Here is a 20,618-nt window from a genome sequence, read left to right on the forward strand (position 1 = left end):
GCCCCCCATGGCTCCGCCCTCGAGCCCCTGCTCACCTGGCTGCAGGACAACCTCGGCCGCGACCTCACCCTCGCCGACATCGCCGCCCGTTCCGGAACCAGCACCCGCACCCTGATCCGCCGCTTCCGCGAGCAGACCGGCACCACCCCGCTCCAATGGCTGCACCGGGCCCGCATCCGCCGATCCCAGCACCTCCTGGAGACCACGGACCACTCCGTCGAGCGCATCGCCGCCCAGGTCGGCTTCGGCTCGCCCACGGCCTTCCGCGACCGCTTCAAACGCACCACCGGCGTCACCCCACACGCCTACCGCCGCTCTTTCAGCTGACGCGCCGGTCTCGGCCACCTTGTCGGGATCGAGCGAAGATCGGTAAAGAGCTTTACACCTGCGGAGGATCGGGGATTTGAAGCCCCGGGAGGGCGTGGCCGCCAACCCGCATCAGCAGCGCAGGGAGGACCGTCCCATGTTGTTCATGGGTCCCGCTAGCTCCAGCCACGCACCCGCCACCCCGGAAAGACGATCACTCCAGGTTTCCTCGGACGCGTCCAGATTCCAGCAACTACGATGCGCGGCATGTCGCCACTGTCCCGCGATGGGGTCCCGGCCGTTCGTCCCGCTGCCTGGCGGGTGCAGCAGACCTGGACCAGCTTGCTGCCGAAGGGCGTGACAGCATGCCCGCCGTTAGGCACCACCGACGGTCACACCAGTTGGGTGGCGGCGGTGACGACCGCGGTCCTCGACGGCCGTGCCGTAGCGGTCACCGGAGGCGGTGACGGCACCGTACGGGTCTGGGATCTGGCGACCGGCGAGCAGGTCGGCGCCTCATGGGCTGGTCACACGAACGCGGTGCGGGCGCTGACGAGGTCGGTTCTGGACGGTCGTCCCGTTGTGGTCAGCGGTGGCGACGACGGCACCGTACGGGTGTGGGAACTCGCGTCCGGCAGGCCGGTGGGTGAGCCGTTCCACCTTCAGGCTGACAACGTGGAGGCCCTCGCGATCGCGGAACGCCATGGCCGCCCGGTGGTGGTCACCGGTTGCTACGACACGACCGTACGGGTGTGGGATCTGGAAAAGCGGCAGGAGGTGCTGGCGCCGATCCGCGGTCACACCGGCCCGGTGTACGCGGTGGCGACCGCCGTGCTGGACGGCCGCTGGGTAGCTGTCACGGGCGGCGACCGAACAGTCCGGGTATGGGACCTGGATACCGGTGATCCGGTGGGCAGCCCGTTCACTGGCCACAGCGGACACGTGGGCGCGCTTGCGGTCGCGGAGCTGACGGCCGGCCATCTGGTGGTCGTCTCCGGTGGCTACCGGACGACCACCCGCGTGTCGGACCTGGCCACCGGACTTCCGGTCGGTGACCTCCCCCGATCCGCGGACCTGGAGGCGGTGACGACCACGATTGTGGACGGCCGCCTATTGGCGATCACCTGCAATTCCAACGAGCCGACCATCCAGGTGTGGGACCTGAAAACGGCCGAGCTGGTCGGTGAGCTGTTCCCTCAGCATCCCCGCACGGTGCATGCGCTGGCCACGGCCGTGATGGATGGCCGGCAGGCGGTGATGTCGAGTTGCGACGGCGGGTCGGTCCGGGTGTCCGATCTGGTCGTCGGCGAACCGGCCGGCAAACCAGTTCGCCATGACGCCACGATCACGGCGGTGGCCACCACTTCGGTGGCCGGCCGGCCGGTGGCGGTCACCGGCAGCGAGGACGAAACCGTACGAGTATGGGATCTGGAAACCGGCGATCAGGTGGGCCGGCCGCTCACGGACGACACCGGCGCCGTCACTGCTCTGGCCGCGACCCAGGTGGACGGTAACGCGGTGGCGATCGCCGGCGGCAAGAACGGCAATGTCCTGCTTTGGGACCTCACGCTGGGGAGAGCGGCCGGAGCACCGTTGACCACCCACCACGGTCCGATCACCGCCGTCGCGGCCGACGACACCGGCGCCCCGCCCCGGGCCATCACCGCCGGCGACGACAAGACCATCCGGCTATGGGATCTCCGCACCGGCGAAGAGACCGGCAGCCCCCGCAAGAGCGACCATCGATGGGTGCACGACCTGGCCACCACCACGCTCGGCGACCAGCCCGTCGCCCTGCTCGGACGGTGGGGCGGCGGCTTCCGGGTCCGTGACCTCGCCACCAACCGCGACACCGGGCTCCAGACCACCGGAAGCAACGGCAAGCCGGTACGCCTCGTGGCCGCCACCGTCGTGGACGGACGACCCATCGCCATCACCACGAACGACGACTGGCGCGATCCACCGATGAAGGTATGGGACGTCGCCACCGCTCAGCAGATCGGCCGGCTTCCCGCGGGAACCGTGAGCGCACTCGCCGCCACCACGGTCGACGGCCACCCCATCGCAGTTACCGCCGGCCACCGAACGGTGTCGGTATGGAGCCTCATCACCTTCGACAAGATCGGCCCTGACCACGCATTCCCCGGCTTCGTCAACGCCGTCGCCGCCACCCCGCAGGGCCACGTCATCGTCTGCTTCGACCGCGACATCGCCGTACTCACCGCGACCCGGTCGAGCTGACCGTGGCATGGTTCGACCTGCCGCCGCGCCCCACGATAGAAGGCCCCCGCGAACGAACAGCCGCAGACAGTAAACAACCAGCTCAGCCAGTCGCTGGGGGACGGCTGCCCCCACGCCAGATGGAAATTCCCGCGCAGCCGAGGCCGAGCAGGAACGGATGGACGGCGCCGCGTTCGATGAGGCCGACGAGGATGTTGGCCCCGGAAATGAGGTCGGCGAAGTAGGCCACCATCGAGACCAGACCGATCACGCCGACCGTGACCAGCGTTCGCCCGAGGTTCAGAGAAAGTCCGACGCGTCGGTGCATGCTCCCGAGCACGATGGCCAGTACGTTGGCGCCGACGAAGCCGGCCAGGGCGCCCAAGGCATGGAAGTCGCCGGTGCCGTCGTTCATCGCCTCGCCGGATCCGGGAAACAGTCCCAGCAGGACGCCGCCGGCGGCCAGCAGCGCCGCGGGCACGAGCGCTGCCCAGCGGCGCCAGCCCAGCAGACCGCGCAGCACCGCGACACCGGCCAGGATGGTGATCCCGAACAGGAAGAAGCCGGTGTTCATCACCCACGCCAGGGGTGAATGCATGTACTGCCCGAACAGCGTCGAGGGCCCGTGGACTCCGAGATTGCTGATGAAGTGGTACGTGTAGCTGTAGGGCGGATCCGTCCATGCCGCGGCGGCGATGAACTCGGCAAGTAAGAAGATCATCGGCCCGGCGATGAGCAACGCGCCCGCGGTCCGGCGCTGCGAAGGCCGACGTGCGTCGGGGGCTGGCGCTTCAGGCTCTGCGCCGCTTACGGGTTCGTCTCGATCGAGGTTCGAGAGCGAGTCGATGTTTCCGGCCATGGTCATGGTCCCTTCACGTGTCGGCGCGGGCACCGTGGTCGGTGCAGGTGCGCGCCGAGTCGAGGCAGCATCGGGGATGCCCGCGTCCCGATTTAGCTTCACTCACACACTTACTATACCGAGACTACTTTTACCGTCAATATAGTTAGAGTCCGGCACTAGTAGGATCCAGCCATGGTGGATGGAACGGTCGTGGGACGGCGCGAACGCAAGAAGGCGGCAACCCGGGCGGCGATCCTGGACGCGGCAACGGCGCTCTTCCTCGAGCGCGGCTTCGACGGGGTCAGCGTTCGCGAGATCGCGGACAAGGCGGACGTCTCACCCAAGACGGTCTTCACGCATTTCGCGCACAAGGAGGCGCTTGTCTTCAGCGACGAGGACGAACGGCATGAGCGCCTCGTGGCCGCGGTGAGCAGCCGGGCGCCGGGAACCACGATCTCCGACGCGCTGAAGGCGCACTATCTCTCCGAGATCGCCGCGATGAGGTCCGGGCCCCAACGCCAGATCCTCACTCTCATGGAGGAGACACCGGCCCTTATCGATTACGCGGAGAAGATGTGGTTCCGCCATGAGGGCGCCCTGGTTGCCGCGATCACCAAGGAGTTCGGGCTCACGGAGCCGAACGACGAGATCCGCTTCTACGTCCGCTTCGCCCTGCATATCCAGCTCAGCGCCACCCACGAGGCAGATCCAGAATCGACCATCGATGCAGGGTTCCGGCTCCTCGATGAAGGCTGGGCGCGCTACCAGGAGGCCGGAGGCTGGAGCGCATCAGGGTGAAGGCTGGGGGCGAGGCCCTTTCGCCAGCGCGAGGACCGAGGATTTGAACCCGCATGGCGTTGCCCGATCGGTCCCTCCTGCCCTGAATGGCGCTGTACAAATCGAGGCCCTTGGCGCTCAACCTGAGCCGAAATGCCCTCGCCCAAGTCACGTACCCCTTGTACGGTCACCCGCATGCACTCGCCATACCGGCAGACCCCGGTGACCCCCGCGAATGCACTGACCGCCCGATGGGCGGAGACCTGTTCGGGGGGATCGGTCGTGATGGCCGGTGCAGGCGCCTGGCCGCTGCTGGCGTACCTGGCGTCGGCCGCCGATGGGCAGGGGCGCAGGGAGCTACAGGAGGCCGTCGGGACAGACGCCGCCACCGCCGCCCAAACAGCCCAAGCCGTCCTGTCGATCATGGATGGGTCTCCGGCCATCCGTGCAGCGCTGGGCCTGTGGTTCCGGCCGAACCTGCCGCTGCGTCCGGCCTGGACCAGCGCCCTTCCCCCTGGCATGCGCGGCGAGCTGACCTCAGACCCGGCTGCGGACCAGCTCCGGCTCGACAGGTGGGCGTACGAGCAGACTGGCGGGCTCATCCCCGCCATGCCCCTCCAAGTTACCGAGCAGATGCTCTTGGTCCTGGCCATGGCGCTCACCGTTCGCACCACGTGGCTACGCCCGTTCACCGACGGCGTCGGCATGTTCGAGACCGGACCCTGGGCCGGACGCGAGATCCACGTGTTACGCCGCAGCACCCGAGTACTCGACCGAGCCAGAATCGCCGATACCCCCGCCGGCCCCCTGACCCTGCTTCGCGTCATGGGCACCGGTGGAATCGACGTCCACCTCGTTCTTGGTGCGGACTCGATGAAACCCGGCCACGTTCTCACCGCGGGTATCGACGTACTGGCCGGGCGCCACCCCGCCACCGAAGCCGGCGTCCTCGGTGCAGGCAGCCAAGGCCCCGGAATAACCGTTCGCTTCGCCCGCGACCATGCCCCTGACGACGCGTTGAACGTCAGGGTGCCACGGTTCACCGTCACCTCCGAACATGACCTCCTGGACCTGCCAGAGGTATTCGGCCTGGCAACGGTGACCGACGCGAGGTCTGGTCATTTCCCCGGTATCAGCGCCATGCCTCTCGCCGTCACCCAGGCCCGGCAGAGCGCCGTCGCCTCCTTTCAGGCCACAGGCTTCGAGTCTGCCGCGGTGACCGCCATCGGTGCCGTCGCGGGCGCGATAGCGCCTCCACCTCCCTATCGCGTACGGCACATCGACCTCGACTTCGCCCGCCCCTTCGGATTCCTCACTGTCGACCGCAGAAGCCACCTCATCCTGACCGCCGGTTGGGTCGACGAGCCCGAAACCTACTCTGCGGAACCCAGCGACTGGACACTGTAATAAGGGGCTCCGGATCATGAATCGCATCGCCGGGTCGCCCTCAGATGCCGTCGACCGCCTCCCTGTCAGTCGTGGAGCATGCCTTCCGAACGGGAAGGTGGGACGAGAAGCGCCTCTGCGCCGATCGGGACGAAGCCGGCGGCGAGGAATGTCCGGACGCTCGCCGCGTTGCCCGGGGCGATCTGGGCCCAGAGGGGGTGCGTGCTGACATGCCTGGAGGCGCGGGCGAGGGCCCGGCCCAGACCACGTCCCCGGCTGGCCGAATCGACCTCGATCGCGACCTCCCATCGCCCGGCGACGCCTCGTCCGATGACCAGCAAACCCCCTCGGCAGGTCCAGACGCGTACATCGTCCCGATAGCGGCGGGCGCGCCGGACACGAGGATGGGCCGCATCCGTGACCTCGACCAGTTCGATCGGCGGAGGACCGACACAGGGGGCAGCCAGCGCGAGCAGGTCGATGCTGCTGACCCTGCGCCCCGTGCGTTCCTCCAGCTCCCTGAGGAAGGGCGGGTTGAGCGGCGCCGACAGGTCTCCGTCGGGAAGCCGGGATCTGATCCAGTCCTCGTCGAGGTCGGCGTAGATCACGTTGTGCGCGGTGAAGGCGATCACTCCCGCGTCACGCGGGGACGGCTGCGGGACGATCGTGGGGCCGGCCCCAGGCTGGGGCATATGTCCGCTAGCCACACCGGCAAGAATGTCCCGCAAAGTGACCATCCGCAGACCGTAGTCACTGACCGGCGCACCCTCAAGGGCCGTCGAATCCGAACGAAACGTCGCCGTCACGGTGCTTGACCACCAGCATGTTCTACCTGGACCTTGCGGTTTGGCGGCCTTTCGATCTTCGTGGGGGGTCATGGTTGCGGGGCTGGTGGCAACGGCTCGTGCCGTAACCGGTCGGCCGAGTCGCGAACCGCAGAAATGCGATGGCGCAGGATGCCCGTCTCGGGTGATGCTGTACCGATGTCGTCGCCGCTGACCGAGGTGGAGTACGAACGTACGGCCGCCATGCTGCGAGGCGGACGTATCCACAGGGTCGTCTACTACCCCTTGATGGGCGGCGAGGACGGTTGCGAGGCCGAGGAGTGGGACTTCGGAACGTGGCACCAGCCCACCATGGGAGTGGAACTCTCCACCGACGAAGGCGCTTGCTTCTCGGCTGTGTGGGGCAGCAGCTTCGACCACTTCGGGCTTGAAGTCTTCCCTGAGCCGATGACCGCTCACCTGCGGAGGATCGGAGAGCCCTTTGGGTCGACGGCGGTGGACGTGACCGATCACCCACGCTGGTCGAGCCTCGCCGCCCGAAAACTCACCCGGGTCGATATCACCTGGTCCCAAGACACAGAGAGGGAGCTTCGGACGCCGAACGCGATCAGGTTGTGCTCGCGGGAGAAGGCCGTGTGGATAGCCGCCGGGAGCCCGGCGGAGTGGCCGCCAACTGAGGTCTACCACCTGGGGACCGACGACGTCATGGTCGTCTTCACCGCCGAGTTCGCGGCCAGGGTAGGCATTCCCTCTGTCGGCTGACCGCCCGGAGGTCGGCTGGCCGGCCGCCGGCCCCCGCGAACGCCATCCGGGTGATTTCCGGGGACCGCCCCAGAGAGCGGAGGCGAGCAAGGTCGCGGCGGTAGGTACCCCAGACTCCCTGTCGCGTTATATTCCTGACCTTCCAAAAGCGGTAAGGCGTCCAAAGCCAGGACATGAGGTGTCGCCGTGAATGCGATCGAGTTCCGCGTTGCGGGGCCGGTCGCCCCCAGCGCCTATCCGCACCTGGACATCCTGATCGACGGCATCAATCTCATCGAACTCACGCGCGCCGTCGAACTACCGCTGGCCTCCAGCCCACGCATCGCGGGGGCCTGTGCAGGACTGCTGGAGCGGGACTCGATCTGCTGGCCAAGCACCCATTTCCTCGGAGCACCCCATCTCCAGTGATTTCCGAAGTGGCCGCCGCGCAGGACGAACCCGATGACCTCGCCGCTGTGGGAGCATCCGTACCATCAGCGTGCCGGTGGGGTGGCGTCCAAGCGTCAGCCGGTCTGATCACCGGATCGGACCGATCGGCGTTCCCAGACCAGGGCCGCGACCACACCGATGGCATAGGCGATCAGGTCCCATGCGTCGGGGAACGCGCCGACCAGGACACCGCCGATGCCCGGCGGGGTCATGCCGACTATTTGGTAGAACTCGACAGCGGCGGCGATCGCGGCCGTGGCCAGGGTGCGGCGTGCGGCGGTGGTGCGCCACAGCAGCCCCAAGAACGCGTAGACCAGCATGGTGGCGCCGACGTCGCTCACGTAACCGCGGATGAACGGTTGTCCCGGGCCCCGGTAGAAGAGGGCGAACGCGCCGACGGCGAGGGCGACGCCACCCAGAAGGACCATGGCGCGGCGCATGAGATTGACATCTTCTCCGAATCTCAACGATCAGGACGAACCGATCATAGAGCTCGTCCCTCGTGGCGGCATGCTGATCGCGCCAGGTCAGCGACCGCGCTGGAGTGCCATGGCGACGACATGCCCGCACGCTGGAACCACATCCTCGCCCAGCCACCACCCCACTCCTCGGGCCCTCTGCTTCATCAGAAACCACGCCCGCCGGGTCCACAGCGCAAACGCCTCGACCGCCGGGTAGGTTCCACCACGCTCGGTCGAAAGCATCCTGATCTGTCCGCCCACCCAGACGCCGCATGACCGTCCGCCTGGAAATCGCAAGGCCTGGCCTGCGCACTCTGGGGAAACTCGTAGCGCCGTTGCAACTATGACTCCCGGCACACAAGAAGGCCCTCGCCCCAAGACTGGGGCGAGGGCCTTTCACCTGCGGAGGATCGGGGATTTGAACCCCGGATGGTGTTGCCACCAAACCGCATTAGCAGTGCGGCGCCATAGACCTGACTAGGCGAATCCTCCCGGTAGCCACCGCGGCTCAGCACAGCGTACCGGCCTTCTGGCGAGGCAGCAAAGCGATTGCCCGGCCAGCCTTCACCAAGAGTTATCAACAGCCTGTGGGTAACTACCTGTGGATGAAGCCCGCCCAGAGCATGGGCGGGCTTTCGGGCTGTGGATAACCCGGGCAAAGGGGTCGCCTCGCCTGTCGACAAACAAGCCGAACAGGGCAACTTAGGCCGGGTTCGCCTCGCCCTCGATCTCGATCTTGATCTTCTTGCCCACCAGCACGCCGCCGGTCTCCAGCGCCTGGTTCCAGGTCAGGCCGAAGTCCTCGCGGTCGAACTCCGTGGTGATCGAGAAGCCCCAGAGCGCCTGGCCCCAGGGGTTCGTGCCGGCGCCGCCGTACTCGACCGTCAGCTCGATCTCCTTGGTGACGTCGCGGACGGTCAGGTCACCGACGACGGTGAACTCGTCGCCCGAGTGGCCCACCACGCGGGTGCTCTTGAAGGTGATCTCAGGGTACTTCTCCACCGACAGGAAGTCGTCGCTGCGCAGGTGACCGTCGCGGTCGGCCACGCCCGTCGTGATGCTGGCCGTCTGGATCGTCAGCTCGGCGGTGGACTCCAGCGGGTTCTCGGCGACCGTGACCGAGCCGGTGAAGCTGTCGAAGTGGCCGCGGACCTTGCTGACCATCATGTGCTTGACCACGAAACCGATCCGGGTGTGGGCAGCGTCAAGGTTGTAGGTGCCGGCGGCGGGGAGGGTCAGGGACTCCCAGGTACGGGTGCTCATCGGGGTTCTCCTTGGAGAGGTTGCGGTGCGGATGTCTGCGGCAACAAATGTCTACACGAGGAATATTCCGCACGTCAACTATCGTCGGTTAGAGTATGAGCGTGATGAACTTTGACGACCCGCGGCTGACGGCCATCGGGCTGCTGACCGAGGTGCATGCCGGGCTGCTGGGCAGGTTCCTGCCGGTCTTGAGCGCGGCGGGGTTGTCGGAGATCGATTTCGAGACCGTCATCCGGCTGGCCCGCTCGCCCAACCAGCGGCTGCGGATGAGCGATCTCGCCGCCCAGACCGGGCTGTCGACGAGCGGCGTGACCAGGGTGGTCGATCGGCTCGAACGCGAAGGGCTGGTGCGGCGCGAGGCGTGCTCCAGCGACCGCCGGGCCTCCTACGCCGCGCTCACCGACGCCGGGCGCGAGCGGCTGGAGGGCGTGCTGCCCCAGCACATCCAGGACATCGACGACTGTTTCACCGGGCTGCTGAGCGAGAGCGAGCTGAGCGCGTTCCTGGACAGCCTGCGCAAGATCAGAGCCGTCGTACGCCCCTGCGCTACTGCCGGGGCGGTTGAGGCGGAAGCCCCAGTGCGCCCCTGAGCTTGGTCATCGCCCGCGACACCGTGCTCTTGACCGTCCCGACGCTGATCCCCAGCGTCTTCGCGATCTCCGGCTCGGTCATGTCCTCGTAGTAGCGCAGCACGATCGCCGCCCGCATGCGCTCGGGGAGCTCGTCCAGGGCCTGTTCGAGCAGCTCGTGCAGGGTGCCGCAGCTGGCCGGCTCGTGCGTGACCACCTCCGGCAGCTCGTCCGACGGGTACTCCTCCAGCTTGCGTCGGCGCCACTGCGAGATGTTGATGTTCACCATGGCCCGGCGGACGTAGCCGTCCAGCGCGCCCCGGTCCTCGATGCGGTCCCAGGCCAGATATGTCTTGGTCAGCGCGTTCTGCAGCAGATCCTCCGCATCCAGCGGGTGTCCGGTGAGCTGGTGCGCCGTGCGCAGCAAAGCAGGTCCGCGGGTCGTGACGTACTCGCGGAACTCTTCTTCCCAGCCGGTGGTCTGCATCGTGGCCAGAATCGCAGCCGGATGCCCTATTCAGCCTGAACCAGAATTCAGGTTTCGGCCCGCCGACGATAAAGGTAGTTCAAGGTCGGTGGCGGTTTCTTCGACGATGGGGGTGAAGTCCCTCCCCAGGGGATGCGTATTTTGCACTGTTCTGCGGCGCTACGGTGTGAGCCACCCCGAAGTCGTGTGAATCTAGTACCCGACGAGGGAGGGCGGATGGGGTATCCGAGCGTTGAGCGCCGCCGGGTGCTCGCCGCGGCCGCGCTCGGCCGCGAGTCCGGCGTTCCCGGCCCTGACCCGGGCAACGGCGAGCCTTTACGCGCCGTAGCCGGTGAGATCCTTGACATCAGCCCGCATCTCATCATCATCGAGACCCCCGCCGGCGCCGAGGAGCGCCTGGTGATCGCGCCGTGGGCCACCGCCTGGCACGGCGCCGACGTCCGCCCCGCCGATCTCCCCGTGGGTTCCATGGTCATGATGCGGGCCCTGCGCGAAGGGCGCGTGGTCGAGCGGATCTGGGCCGGCACCACGCGCATCACGGGAACGATCCTGTCGATCAGCGGACGTAAAGAACTGACCGTCGAGCTGGACTGCGGGCCGCACCGGGGGCACCGGACGATCCTCATCCCCTACCGGGCGACCGGGCGGCTGCAGGTGCGGCACCCGAAGTTCGAGCCCGGCTACCTGTTCGACGCGATCGGGATCAGGCAGGACGGCGCCGGCCTGGCGCTCTTACCCGCGACCTCGCAGCCCGCCTACCCGGCGCGCGCGGTGCCGGACCCGCCGCCGGCGTACGCGGGCATCCAGTCGCGCATCTCCGGCACGGTCACCTGGTCGGACACGTTCGACGAGGAAGAGCGCGGCGCGGCCTATCCGATGCTGGAACGTTCTGACACCGGCTGCGCCGACGCCGGCCTGTCGTGCGCGGGCCTGCCCTACCTCGCCGTCGGATCGCTGCTGCAGGTCAGGAACCTGTGCTCCAACCGCTCCGCCAACGTGCCGGTGGTCGCCTGCGGATGCCTGGCCGGGCGCTTCTGCGACCGCTGCGTCGAGTGCGACACCTCGCCGCGCGGGCGGATCGCGGAGCTGTCACCGTTCTCCTACGTGGAGCTGGGCGGCGACTTGGTCAAAGGGTGCTTCAACGCTCAGCTCGGATTGGGGTGACACGCGTGCTGGAATCGCAGGTCCCGCTCCTGATCGTGCTTCTCTGCATGGGCACGGTGGCCAAGGTGATCACGGTGCGGTCCGGGGGTGAGCCGGGCGCGCTGGCCAGGCTGGGGCCCGCGGTGCTGGTTCCCGGCCGCATGCAGGTGCCGGCGCTGCTGGTCTGCGCCGGGGGCGAGGTGGTGCTGGCCGCCGGGCTGCTGCTCACCACGCATCCCTTCTTCAGGTGGGGCACGGTCGCCTTCTTCGCCCTGTCCACGTACGTGCTGCTGGAGCTGCGCCGGCGGCGGCCGGACGCGGGCTGCGGCTGCTTCGGCGAGGTGAGCTCGGCGCCGGTCGGGCTGCGGTCGATCGGCCGGACGGTGACGCTGACCGGCATGGCCGGCGTGTCGGTGTGGGCGCCGGTCGCCGGGTGGCAGGCGTTCACCCAGCCGTCGTGGCTGACGGCCGCGGGGGTGGCCGTGCTGGCTGCGCTGTCGCCCGAGATCGAGGAGCTGATCGACCGCGTACGGTATCGCGCCCCCTGCGAGCAGCGCCGCGGCCCCGCCGAGTCGGTCACCCTGTCCAGGCTCAGGTCGAGCGGCACCTGGCGGGCCCACCAGGGCGAGCTGACCTCGGCCGAGCCGTACGACAGCTGGCGCGAGCTGTGCTGGCGCTTCTTCGCCTTCCGCAACCGCGATCAGGACGACGTCGTCTTCGCCGTCTATCTGAGCGGGCGGCGCCCGGCGGTGCGGATGGCCGTGGTCAGCGGGGAGGACAGCGGGTCTCTGCCGGAATATACGCCAGTATCGGCCTGACGCTAGAGAGCGCTAGATTTCGCTCGACAGGCAGGCTGATATAGCTCTATTGGGCTGTCTAGCTTCCCCACTAGACAGCCCAATAGAGGTCTAGGGGCGTCGCTCAGATCGGTTGAGCGCGCAAGAACCTGCCGAAGTGCGGCACCGTGAAGGCGATCAGGCCGCGCTCGGCGCTGTAGATGAGCCCTTTCTTGATGAGGCTGTCGCGGGCGGGCGAGAGGCTGGACGGCTTTCGCCCGAGGGCGTCGGCCACCTCCGCGGTGGCGACCGGCTCGTCGCCGATCTGCGCCATGGCGTGCATGTAGTCGCGCTCGGCCGGGGTGGCCCGCTCGTAGCGGCTGCCGAAGAACCCGACCGCGAGCTCCTCCTCGGCCTCCGGCGCGGAGACCTTGACGTCTTCGATGGTGATCGGGGTGCGCGGCGCCAGGTCCCAGGCGACCTTGCCGTAGGCCTGCACGAAGTAGGGGTAGCCGTCGGCCGCCTCGTAGAGGGCGTCGAGCGCCTCCTGGGTGAACTCGACCTCCTCCTCGCGGGCGGGCAGGATCAGCGCGAGATCGGCCGCGTCGCGGTCGAGCTTGTCGATGCGGGCGTAGCGGAAGAGCCGCTCCGAATAGCTCTTGCTGGCCGACAGCACGCTCGGCAGGTGCGGCAGCCCGGCCCCCACCACGATCAGCGGCCCGCCGGACTGGGAGAGCTCGTGGCAGGCCGCGCAGAGCGCGGAGACGTCGGCGGCCTGCACGTCCTGCATCTCGTCGATGAACAGCGCGATGCCGACGGCGAGGTCGGTGGCCACGGAGGCGGCGTCCACGAACAGCTCGGTGAGATCGATCTCCAGGTCGCCCGAGTCGGCGCGCCCGCGGCTGGCGGGCACCTCGATGCCGGGCGACCAGTGCGAGGTGCCCTTGGCCGCCGCCGGATCGCGCATGGCGAACGCCTTGAGCACGCCGAGGAACTCCTCGATGCGCTCGGGCGCGCGGTGGCGCGGGGCCAGCTCGCGGATCGCCATGTGCAGCGCCGCGGCCACCGGCCGCCTGATCGACTGGTCGGGCCGGGCCTCGATCTTGCCCGTGCCCCACAGCCGCTGCATGGCCATGGATTTGAAGGTGTTGAGCAGGACGGTCTTGCCCACCCCGCGCAGGCCGGTGACGACCATGCTGCGCTCGGGGCGACCGCGGGCCACTCGCTCCAGGACGACCTCGAACTGCTGCAGCTCACGGTCGCGTCCGGCGAGCTCCGGCGGACGCTGCCCGGCGCCGGGAGCGTAGGGGTTTCGCACAGGGTCCACGCTCTCGGACTTTATTGCCGGATATAGCGGCCGTCTTAGATTTGGGAAGAAAGTGCTACGGCGTGTCCGAGCAGGGGCGGGCGCGAGCACCGTCATCGGACACACCCCCTCTCACCAGGCCGAACCCATGTTCGATTTCGATACCTAGAACTGTAGCGCGCACTCGAACACCTATGCGATGGTTTCGAGTAAAGATCTTTGCAACAGGCTCCACACCGGAGGCGTCTGTGTAGGTGTGGAGTTCGAGGATTTCGTCCGGGCGCGGGGCTCGGCCCTGCTCAGATACGGCTACGTGCTGACCGGCAACGCCGACGACGCCGCCGATCTGGCGCAGGAAGCCTTGCTGAAGCTGAACGACAGCTGGCACCGGGTCCGAGACAAGGACAACCCCGAGTCGTACGTACGGACGATCATGGCCCGCCAGCACATCAGCTGGTGGCGCAGGCGGCGGCTCAAGGAGCACCTGACGGACGACGTGCCGGAGGGCTCCTACGTCGACAGCCACTCCTTCGGCGAGCTGTGGAAGGAGCTGGCCACGCTGCCGCGCAAGCAGCGGGCCGTCGTGGTGCTGCGTTACTACGAGGACCTGTCGGACCAGGAAATAGCCGAGATCCTCGGGATCTCCCGGGGAACCGTACGCAGCCAGGCGTTCCGGGCACTCCACACGCTCCGGGTCAAGCCGGGGATACTCGAAAGGGGACAGTCGTGAGGTCTGAGGACGAACTGGTCGACGCGCTTCAGTCGGCCGCCGCGCGCGCCCCCGAGGACGGCGACCTGCTGGCGGGGGTCGCGCGCCGCAAGCACCGCAGGAGCCGCCGGCGTGCGCAGACGCTGGCCGTGGCGGCCGTGGTGGTCATCGGCGTGGGCGCGGCGGGGATCAGGGGCGTGCTCCCCGGTGCGGGCGGAGGCGACGGCGGGGTGGCCGCGCCTCCCACCGGCGGCACGGCCACCGCGACCATGCTGCCCCCGAGCCCGGCCGCGACCGCGGCGCTCGTCCCACCGGCGGGCAAGCAGGCCGTGCCGGCCGCCGAGCTCTGGCCCGAGGCGGTCTTCACCATGCCCGCCAAGAACGCCGACGGCTGGCGCTACCGCCCCATCACGGGTCTCAGCGCCACGGAGGTGCTGCTGAGCGCCGAGTCGTCGTTCGAGAGGGCCGGGAAGTTCGAGGTGTACGACTCGGCCACGGGCAAGTCCCGCGTGATCGCCACGGTGCCGCGCACGCCCGGGCTCGCCAAGTACATCCCCCAGACCGCGACCACCGACGGCCAGAACCTCGCCTGGTACGCCTACGGCGAAAAGGACGGCGCGCCCGTACGCGAGATCTGGACGGTCCCGCTGTCCGGCGGCGAGCCGAAGCTGCTCGGGACGTTCACCGGCGAGCACGCGCGGATGGACACGATCGGGATCGGCGGCGAGCACGTCTACTGGTCGGAACAGTCCGGCGGCCTCTGGCGCGTCCCCGTCGAAGGCGGCACGCCGGAGCAGGTGCCCGGCGGCGACGGGCTGCACCTGCTCGCCTGGCCGTACGCCGTGGACGTGGCCCGCTTCTCCAGGGAGCCGGACCTCAACCAGACCAGGCTCGTCGACCTGGCGCGCGGCGCGACCACCGTGATCGCCGCGCCCGACGGGATGAAGGGCCTGCGCTGCGGGCCGTCCTGGTGCGGCGGACGGGACGATGAGGGCTACTTCGCGCGGTCCCTCGACGGCACAGGCACGATCCGCCTCGCCGGCCTGCACAGCCTGTCCCCCATGATCCCGTTCCCGATCCTCGACCGGTTCCTGAACGGGGGGACGACCATCTACGACAGCGCCACCGGCAAGCTGGCCGAAATCGGCCAGGGCAGCAAGATGTACGGCGTCGGCACGTCCTCCGAGCCGAGCACGATCTCCTACTGGGACGGCGAGCCCGGCACGTTCAAGGTGCTGAACTTGGCAGCCGTCCCGCCCGCCCAATAGCGTTCGGGACCATGCGGACCTTCGCGAATGTTCAGGAGCTCAAGGCGGCCGTCGGCGAGACGTTCGGCCCGACGGAGTGGCGCACGGTCACTCAGGACCAGGTCAATCTCTTCGCCGACGCCACCAGTGACCATCAGTGGATCCACGTGGACGTGGAGCGGGCCAAGGAGGGGCCGTTCGGCGGCACGATCGCCCACGGTTACCTGAGCCTGTCACTGCTGCCGTCTTTTATGTTCGAGATGGTCGAGGTGCGCGGCATCGCGATGGGCGTCAACTACGGCCTGAACAAGGTCCGCTTCCCCCGCCCCGTGCTGGTCGGCGCGCGGATCAGGGCCAAGGGCGAGCTCAGCGACGTCAAGGGCACGCCGGCCGGCTACCTGTCCAACCTGAAGATGACGATCGAGATCGAGGGCGAGAAGCGGCCGGCCTGCATCGCCGAGACCCTCAGCCTGTACGTCCCCGCCCAATGACCCGCTGATTCCGTGCAACAGTAACGCGCGCTCATCGATCCCTGGGTTCGTGGAAGATTTCGACGAGTTCGTCCGCGCCCGGGGAGACGCGCTCCTCCGGTACGGCTATGTGCTGGCCGGCAACTCCGAGGACGCGGCCGATCTCGTACAGGAGGCACTGGCCCGCCTGGGCGACGCCTGGCCACGCGTGCGCAAGAAGCACGACCCCGAGGGGTACGTGCGAACGATCATGGTCAGGCTGCACATCAAGTCGTGGCGCCGGCGGCACCGCGAGGATCTGGTCGCCGCCGTCCCCGAGCGCGGCGAGCACGACCGGTACGGCGACGCCGCCCTGTGGGCCGGCCTCCAGGAGCTGCCCCGCAAGCAGCGGGCCGTCCTCGTCCTGCGCTATTACGAGGACCTGCCGGACAAGGAGATCGCCGAGATCCTCGGCGTCTCTCGCGGCACCGTACGCAGCCAGGCGGCCCGTGCCCTGGACAAGCTCCGGATCAAGCGCGTGTTTCAGGAGGCACGATGAGAGGCGAACAGGACCTGATCCGGACATTGCGCACCGCTGCCGACCAGGTGGAGCGACGCGATCTCGCGGAGGGCGTGGCCCGGCGGCGGCGCGCCAGGCGTACCAGGCAGCGGGTGCAGGTCCTGCTCGCGGCGGTCGCGGTGGTGGCGATCGCGGGCGGTACGACGGCGGTCCTGTCGGGCGAGGACCGGCAGCCGCCCCCGCCCGCCGTCACGGTCACCCCGTCCGCACCCGAGACGTCCGTCCCGAAGACGAGACCGGCGGCCGAGCTGTGGCCACAGGCCGTCGTCAAGGTGCCGGTGAAGAACGCCAAGGGCTGGAAGACGTACCCGGTGACCGGCTTGAGCGCGACCGAGGTGCTGCTGGTCGCGAACTCGGCGTTCGAGAAGGCCGGGCGGCTGGAGGTGTACGACTCGGTCTCGGGGACGATCCGCGTGCTCGGCGACATCCCCAGCCCGCGGAAGAAGTACTACCCGCAGCACATCGCGGTCGGCGCCGAGTACATCGCCTGGTACGGCGAGACGCCTCAGGACAGTGACGACTGGGCGGATTTCTGGATCATGCCCAGGGAGGGCGGCAAGGCCCGGCGCGTGGGCGAGGTCGCGGCCGACGTCGAGAGGATCGCCGTCACCGGCGACTCCCTCGTGTGGTCGGTCAAGGAGGGCGGCGTCTATCGCATGCCGCTGACCGGCGGCGTCCCCGAGCGGCTGCCCGGCACGGACGGTCTGCGCCTGTCCGCCTGGCCGTGGGCGGCCGCCCGGAGCGGCGACCGGCCGGACGCGAACCAGACCCGCGTCGTCAACCTGGAGACCGGCCAGTCGTCCGACGTCTCGCTGCCCGAAGGCGTGCGGGTGATGCAGTGCCACGCGCAGTGGTGCGTCGGCGTCCTGGACGACCGCGTGATCGTGCAGCGCGTCGACGGCTCCGAGCGCAAGAGCCTGCCTCGGGCCCTGCGGCCGCACGGCTTGCGACTGCTGCTGGGTGACCGGTACGCGGTGCTCAGACCGTACGAACCGGATCGGAACCAGGCCGAGGTGCCGGTCGCCGTGGTGTACGACCTGGCGACCGGGCTGATGGCCGGGGTCGGTGAGCGCTCGGCCGGACCGGTGTCCGGCGGTGTGGGTACGGGCGCGTCCTCCTCCGCACCGTCCACCACGGTCTCCTGGGACGCCGATCTGCAGTACTACGAGAAGTGCGGGAAAGCGGGTTGCACGGTCAAGACGCGCGGGGGCGGCAAGGAGTACACCGTGCTGAACCTGGCCGCCGTCACACGATGATCGCCACGACCGCCGCGACGCCGATCAGCCCGAGATAGGCCAGCACGAGCCGGGTGTCCCTGAGCACGCATTTGCTCCGGGTCAGCCCGGCTCGCCGCGCCTTCCAGTAGCCGGCGAACCCCAGCGCCGCGAACCCGAGCGCCGCCCACGGCCCGAGCAGCCAGCCGAGCAGCGCCACGGTCGCGTACACGCACAACCGGAGCGGATCGTACGGACCGTCCTTCTTCACGGGACCACCTGGCGGCTCCTCGTACGGGCCGTCCTTCACAGGACCACCTCGAACGGCGCCCGGGGACGGGACGCCACGCTGGACAGCCGTTGCCGCGAGAGCTGCGGCCAGGCCTGCACGGCGCAGAACGGCGCGCACTGGTCCTGCTCGGCCCGCGTGCCGACGTGCACGCAGCACTGCGTGAGGCGTTCCTCGATCATGGTCGAGATGTCCATGAACGGCTTGACCGTGATGCGCACGACCCGCTCCCCCAGCATCCTGCGCAGCTTCCTGCGCCGGCCCGGCAGCGCGGAGGAGGCCAGGGTGAGCAGGGTGGAGACGCCGAGGTCGCAGTTCTCGCAGATGTTGCGCCAAAGGTCGCCGATCTGCGGGTGGGACAGGGACGACTGCTCCGACAGCAGGCCGAGCAGGGATTCCTGGACGGCCAGCCGCAGCTCGCGCGGCAGCTCGGTGTCGGCGATGCGGTTGGAGACCAGGCCGAGGTTCTCCTTGAGGCGGTCATGACCGATCAGCGCGGTGAGCGAGCGCCACTGCCGGGCGTCGTCGCGGATGAGGTAGCCGACCGAGCAGCAGTGGGGGTGCGAGCAGGGCAGGGCGGTGAGGTCGCGCCAGGTCACCAGGCCGCCGGTCTGCGGGCCGAGGCGCTTGAGCACGCCGGTGTGGGTGAGCCTGTCGGACGGGTCGATGGCGCCCGACCTGCCGGAGCCGAACTGGGGTTGCAGGGACACGCCTCCGACGTACGGGGTGTCGAGGGCGAGGCGTACGACGTCGCCGATCTCGCCGTCGTTGACGCCCAGCGCGGCGGTCATGACCAGCGTGGTGAAGATCTCACGCTCCGACAGGCGCTGTACGGCCTGCGCCTTGACGCGGGTCAGGTCGCCGCCCCGGTGGTGCTTGGAGGCGTCGGCCGAGCTGCCGTCGTACTGGAGGTAGACCTCGACCCGCTCCCTGTGCTCGGTGAGCAGGTCCAGCAGGGCGTCGTCCCTGGCGATGAGGACGCCGTTCGTGTTGAGCAGGATGCGGGTGACCGGGCGCTGCGAGAGCTCGGCGAGGAGGGTCTTGAGCTCGGGGTGGAGGGTGGGCTCGCCGCCGCTGAGCATCAGGACGTCGAGCTTGCCGTTCTCCCTTTCCAGCCGCTGGTCGACGTTCGCGAGGACGTCGGGGACGGGGACGATCCCGGACAGGTCGGGCCCGCTGCCGGCGAAGCAGGTGGGGCAGCGCAGGTTGCAGGCTTCGGCGATGTCTTCGAGGAGGATGCAGGTGTGCTGGGTCTGCATCTCGGGGAGACCGTGGAGGTAGGCGCTGGGGATGGGGAGAAAGTTCCCCGACCTATCCGGCATGTGCTGCTTTGTGGGGGCGGTCCATTCCTCCAGGTACGCCAGGATTTCCGGGTCTTCGTCGTACAACGTGCTGATAAATCCGTGTTCGCGACACCCGCGCTCCAGCCAGACCTTGCCGTCGCGGGCGACCAGATAGCCGCTCAGCCGTTCGACCTTGTCGAGGTCCCGGCCGTGGCAGTGGGGGCAGAACGCGTTGACGTACCTGAGGATGCGGTCGCCCCGCAGGCCCATCCCTGTGCTCATGTCATGACCTTCCGCCGGAAAAGGGCATCGTAGTAGCCGCGCCGCCAGCCGTACCCGAGCCGGAGGGCGAGCAGCAGCAGGCCGGGGATCAGGAACCACTGGGGTCTGGTGAGATCGAGCCAGACCGTCTCGTTGGCCCTGGTGAACTCGACGAGGAAGCGGAAGGCGGCGTACGCGGCGAGGTAGAGGGTGAACAGCTCGCCCGGCCGGGTGAGCCGCCTGCGCGCCCAGACGAGCGCGGCGAACACGGCGAGCTGGAAGATGATCTCGTACACGAACGACGGGTGCATGGCCTGCCCGGTGAGGCAGCCGGGGCATTCGGGCGTCGTCGGCGGGGCGTGCACGCCCCACGGCAGGTCGGTGGGGCGGCCCGGGGCCTCGGTGAGGTGGCAGCCGATCCTCCCGACGGCCATGCCGAGCGCCACGGCCGGGGCGAACAGGTCCCCGGTCCGCTCCCGGTAGCCGATGACCTTCTTCGCGATCAGCACTCCGACGTACGCGCCGGTCAGGCCGCCGAGGATGCTGCGGGAGCCGTACAGCCACAGGTCGTCGAGGTCGAGCGTCTCCATCCAGCCGGCCAGCCGCATCCCGATCGCGCCGCCGACCAGCGCGCCGGTGACGGCGACCAGCGACTGCTCGTTGAAGGCGCCCCTTCTGCGGGCCTCCATGACGAAGACCACGGAGGCGACGAGCACGCCGAGGCCTACGAAGATCTCGTGGTAGGGCATGTCAGCCGTACAGGCCCGGGTTGAGGCCGGTGCAGATGCCCGCGGACAGGATCGACCAGAGCGCCCAGCCGATCATGAGGCCCAGGCCCATGCCCTTGGACCAGGGCTTGCGCATGAACACCAGCGCCGCTCCCAGGCCCAGGCCGACGAGGGCCAGGATGATCGCGCCGGCCACGATGTAGGCGACGGTGGGGCCTTCGGGGTTGAGGGCCACGACGAAGATGAAGAAGCCGACCAGGGTGTTGACGATGCTGTAGAGGGTCAGGCCGGCGAACATCAGGCCGATGAGCAGACCTACGGACCCGGTGGCTGTCTCTTATACACTT

The 20,618-nt window shown here is 68.8% G+C and carries 24 protein-coding genes and 1 tRNA gene; 14 read left to right on the top strand and 11 right to left on the bottom strand.

Translation table 11 applies throughout. The features are described 5' to 3' along the window. Together ETD85_RS45265 and ETD85_RS45270 are read left to right on the top strand one after the other, a co-directional pair. Nucleotides 1-327, top strand: a 327-nt coding sequence (locus tag ETD85_RS45265) for a helix-turn-helix domain-containing protein (RefSeq protein WP_138696032.1), incomplete at its 5' end; no start/stop codon positions are given. 246 nt (nt 328-573) lie between these two features. After that, entirely contained in the window at nt 574-2,547 is a 1,974-nt protein-coding gene (locus tag ETD85_RS45270) for a WD40 repeat domain-containing protein (protein WP_170247185.1), read from the top strand. A gap of 82 nt (nt 2,548-2,629) precedes the next feature. Here ETD85_RS45270 and ETD85_RS45275 read toward each other — a convergent pair whose 3' ends face one another. Beyond that, nucleotides 2,630-3,391 carry a DUF998 domain-containing protein gene (locus ETD85_RS45275; protein WP_240779851.1) on the bottom strand — a complete coding sequence of 254 codons (762 nt, stop codon included), beginning with the start codon at nt 3,389-3,391 and terminating at the stop codon, nt 2,630-2,632. Nucleotides 3,392-3,559: 168 nt separating this feature from the next. On the opposite strand from ETD85_RS45275, the gene ETD85_RS45280 reads away from it, so the two are divergent. Both ETD85_RS45280 and ETD85_RS45285 read left to right on the top strand, forming a co-directional pair. After that, nucleotides 3,560-4,165 carry a TetR/AcrR family transcriptional regulator gene (locus ETD85_RS45280; protein ID WP_138696034.1) on the top strand — a complete coding sequence of 202 codons (606 nt, stop codon included), beginning with the start codon at nt 3,560-3,562 and terminating at the stop codon, nt 4,163-4,165. A gap of 174 nt (nt 4,166-4,339) precedes the next feature. Further along, nucleotides 4,340-5,551 carry a serpin family protein gene (locus ETD85_RS45285; RefSeq protein WP_138696035.1) on the top strand — a complete coding sequence of 404 codons (1,212 nt, stop codon included), beginning with the start codon at nt 4,340-4,342 and terminating at the stop codon, nt 5,549-5,551. Between the two features lie 65 nt (nt 5,552-5,616). Here the strand turns inward: ETD85_RS45285 and ETD85_RS45290 are convergent, their stop codons facing one another. Then, the gene (locus ETD85_RS45290) at nt 5,617-6,237 is read right to left on the bottom strand and encodes a GNAT family N-acetyltransferase (protein WP_240779852.1); all 621 of its coding nucleotides are present in this window, start codon (nt 6,235-6,237) and stop codon (nt 5,617-5,619) included. A 276-nt stretch (nt 6,238-6,513) separates the two neighbouring features. Here ETD85_RS45290 and ETD85_RS45295 point away from each other — a divergent pair, with 276 nt between their 5' ends. Together ETD85_RS45295 and ETD85_RS45300 are read left to right on the top strand one after the other, a co-directional pair. Next, complete coding sequence (locus ETD85_RS45295; RefSeq protein ID WP_138696036.1) at nt 6,514-7,077, top strand: hypothetical protein; 564 nt, start codon at nt 6,514-6,516, stop codon at nt 7,075-7,077. A gap of 186 nt (nt 7,078-7,263) precedes the next feature. Next, a complete protein-coding gene (locus ETD85_RS45300) occupies nt 7,264-7,485 on the top strand; it encodes a hypothetical protein (RefSeq protein WP_138696037.1) in 222 nt (73 codons plus the stop codon). 95 nt (nt 7,486-7,580) lie between these two features. On the opposite strand, the gene ETD85_RS45305 is transcribed toward ETD85_RS45300, so the two are convergent. The 3 genes from ETD85_RS45305 to ETD85_RS45315 all read right to left on the bottom strand — a co-directional run bounded on the left by ETD85_RS45305 (nt 7,581) and on the right by ETD85_RS45315 (nt 9,230). Continuing rightward, nucleotides 7,581-7,934: a DUF2809 domain-containing protein gene (locus ETD85_RS45305; RefSeq protein ID WP_170247186.1), complete on the bottom strand. Its 354-nt coding sequence runs from the start codon at nt 7,932-7,934 to the stop codon at nt 7,581-7,583. Nucleotides 7,935-8,370: 436 nt separating this feature from the next. Beyond that, nucleotides 8,371-8,459: transfer RNA gene (locus ETD85_RS45310), tRNA-Ser, on the bottom strand. 210 nt (nt 8,460-8,669) lie between these two features. After that, nucleotides 8,670-9,230: a YceI family protein gene (locus tag ETD85_RS45315; RefSeq protein ID WP_138696039.1), complete on the bottom strand. Its 561-nt coding sequence runs from the start codon at nt 9,228-9,230 to the stop codon at nt 8,670-8,672. A 104-nt stretch (nt 9,231-9,334) separates the two neighbouring features. Between ETD85_RS45315 and ETD85_RS45320 the strand changes: the two genes are divergently transcribed. Further along, a complete protein-coding gene (locus tag ETD85_RS45320; RefSeq protein WP_240779856.1) occupies nt 9,335-9,820 on the top strand; it encodes a MarR family winged helix-turn-helix transcriptional regulator in 486 nt (161 codons plus the stop codon). Here ETD85_RS45320 and ETD85_RS45325 read toward each other — a convergent pair. Beyond that, on the bottom strand, nt 9,777-10,286 hold the full coding sequence (locus ETD85_RS45325; RefSeq protein ID WP_138696041.1) for a SigE family RNA polymerase sigma factor: 510 nt from the start codon (nt 10,284-10,286) through the stop codon (nt 9,777-9,779). The genes ETD85_RS45320 and ETD85_RS45325 overlap by 44 nt on opposite strands. 216 nt (nt 10,287-10,502) lie before the next feature. Here ETD85_RS45325 and ETD85_RS45330 point away from each other — a divergent pair, with 216 nt between their 5' ends. Further along, nucleotides 10,503-11,450 carry a hypothetical protein gene (locus ETD85_RS45330; RefSeq protein WP_138696042.1) on the top strand — a complete coding sequence of 316 codons (948 nt, stop codon included), beginning with the start codon at nt 10,503-10,505 and terminating at the stop codon, nt 11,448-11,450. A 5-nt stretch (nt 11,451-11,455) separates the two neighbouring features. Further along, the gene (locus ETD85_RS45335) at nt 11,456-12,247 is read left to right on the top strand and encodes a MauE/DoxX family redox-associated membrane protein (RefSeq protein ID WP_240779853.1); all 792 of its coding nucleotides are present in this window, start codon (nt 11,456-11,458) and stop codon (nt 12,245-12,247) included. A 103-nt stretch (nt 12,248-12,350) separates the two neighbouring features. Here the strand turns inward: ETD85_RS45335 and ETD85_RS45340 are convergent, their stop codons facing one another. Next, on the bottom strand, nt 12,351-13,532 hold the full coding sequence (locus tag ETD85_RS45340; protein ID WP_138696044.1) for an ATP-binding protein: 1,182 nt from the start codon (nt 13,530-13,532) through the stop codon (nt 12,351-12,353). A 235-nt stretch (nt 13,533-13,767) separates the two neighbouring features. Between ETD85_RS45340 and ETD85_RS45345 the strand changes: the two genes are divergently transcribed. From ETD85_RS45345 to ETD85_RS45365, 5 genes are read left to right on the top strand one after another with little or no spacing between them, the layout of a single operon-like run. Then, entirely contained in the window at nt 13,768-14,241 is a 474-nt protein-coding gene (locus ETD85_RS45345; RefSeq protein ID WP_240779854.1) for a SigE family RNA polymerase sigma factor, read from the top strand. Continuing rightward, the gene (locus ETD85_RS45350) at nt 14,238-15,488 is read left to right on the top strand and encodes a hypothetical protein (RefSeq protein ID WP_138696046.1); all 1,251 of its coding nucleotides are present in this window, start codon (nt 14,238-14,240) and stop codon (nt 15,486-15,488) included. The genes ETD85_RS45345 and ETD85_RS45350 overlap by 4 nt, the downstream gene beginning before the upstream one ends. Nucleotides 15,489-15,499: 11 nt before the next feature. Continuing rightward, nucleotides 15,500-15,958, top strand: coding sequence for a MaoC family dehydratase (locus ETD85_RS45355; protein ID WP_138696047.1), 459 nt, complete (start codon nt 15,500-15,502; stop codon nt 15,956-15,958). A 49-nt stretch (nt 15,959-16,007) separates the two neighbouring features. Next, entirely contained in the window at nt 16,008-16,475 is a 468-nt protein-coding gene (locus ETD85_RS45360) for a SigE family RNA polymerase sigma factor (RefSeq protein ID WP_138696048.1), read from the top strand. Then, nucleotides 16,472-17,752 carry a TolB-like translocation protein gene (locus ETD85_RS45365; RefSeq protein WP_138696049.1) on the top strand — a complete coding sequence of 427 codons (1,281 nt, stop codon included), beginning with the start codon at nt 16,472-16,474 and terminating at the stop codon, nt 17,750-17,752. Before ETD85_RS45360 ends, ETD85_RS45365 begins: the two co-directional genes overlap by 4 nt. On the opposite strand, the gene ETD85_RS45370 is transcribed toward ETD85_RS45365, so the two are convergent. Genes ETD85_RS45370 through ETD85_RS45385 form a run of 4 tightly spaced genes read right to left on the bottom strand, consistent with a single transcriptional unit; the run spans nt 17,742 to nt 20,569 of the window. Then, entirely contained in the window at nt 17,742-18,020 is a 279-nt protein-coding gene (locus ETD85_RS45370) for a hypothetical protein (protein ID WP_240779855.1), read from the bottom strand. The two genes, ETD85_RS45365 and ETD85_RS45370, sit on opposite strands and share 11 nt — an antisense overlap. Next, on the bottom strand, nt 18,017-19,564 hold the full coding sequence (locus tag ETD85_RS45375) for a radical SAM protein (RefSeq protein WP_138696050.1): 1,548 nt from the start codon (nt 19,562-19,564) through the stop codon (nt 18,017-18,019). Before ETD85_RS45375 ends, ETD85_RS45370 begins: the two co-directional genes overlap by 4 nt. After that, nucleotides 19,561-20,292, bottom strand: a complete 732-nt coding sequence (locus ETD85_RS45380) for a prolipoprotein diacylglyceryl transferase (RefSeq protein WP_138696051.1) — start codon at nt 20,290-20,292, stop codon at nt 19,561-19,563. Before ETD85_RS45380 ends, ETD85_RS45375 begins: the two co-directional genes overlap by 4 nt. A 1-nt stretch (nt 20,293) precedes the next feature. Next, nucleotides 20,294-20,569 (bottom strand): hypothetical protein, encoded by a 276-nt coding sequence (locus ETD85_RS45385; RefSeq protein WP_138696052.1) that lies wholly within the window; start codon nt 20,567-20,569, stop codon nt 20,294-20,296. Nucleotides 20,570-20,618 lie beyond the last annotated feature (49 nt).

Source organism: Nonomuraea zeae (genome assembly GCF_005889725.1).
GTDB lineage: Bacteria > Actinomycetota > Actinomycetes > Streptosporangiales > Streptosporangiaceae > Nonomuraea > Nonomuraea zeae.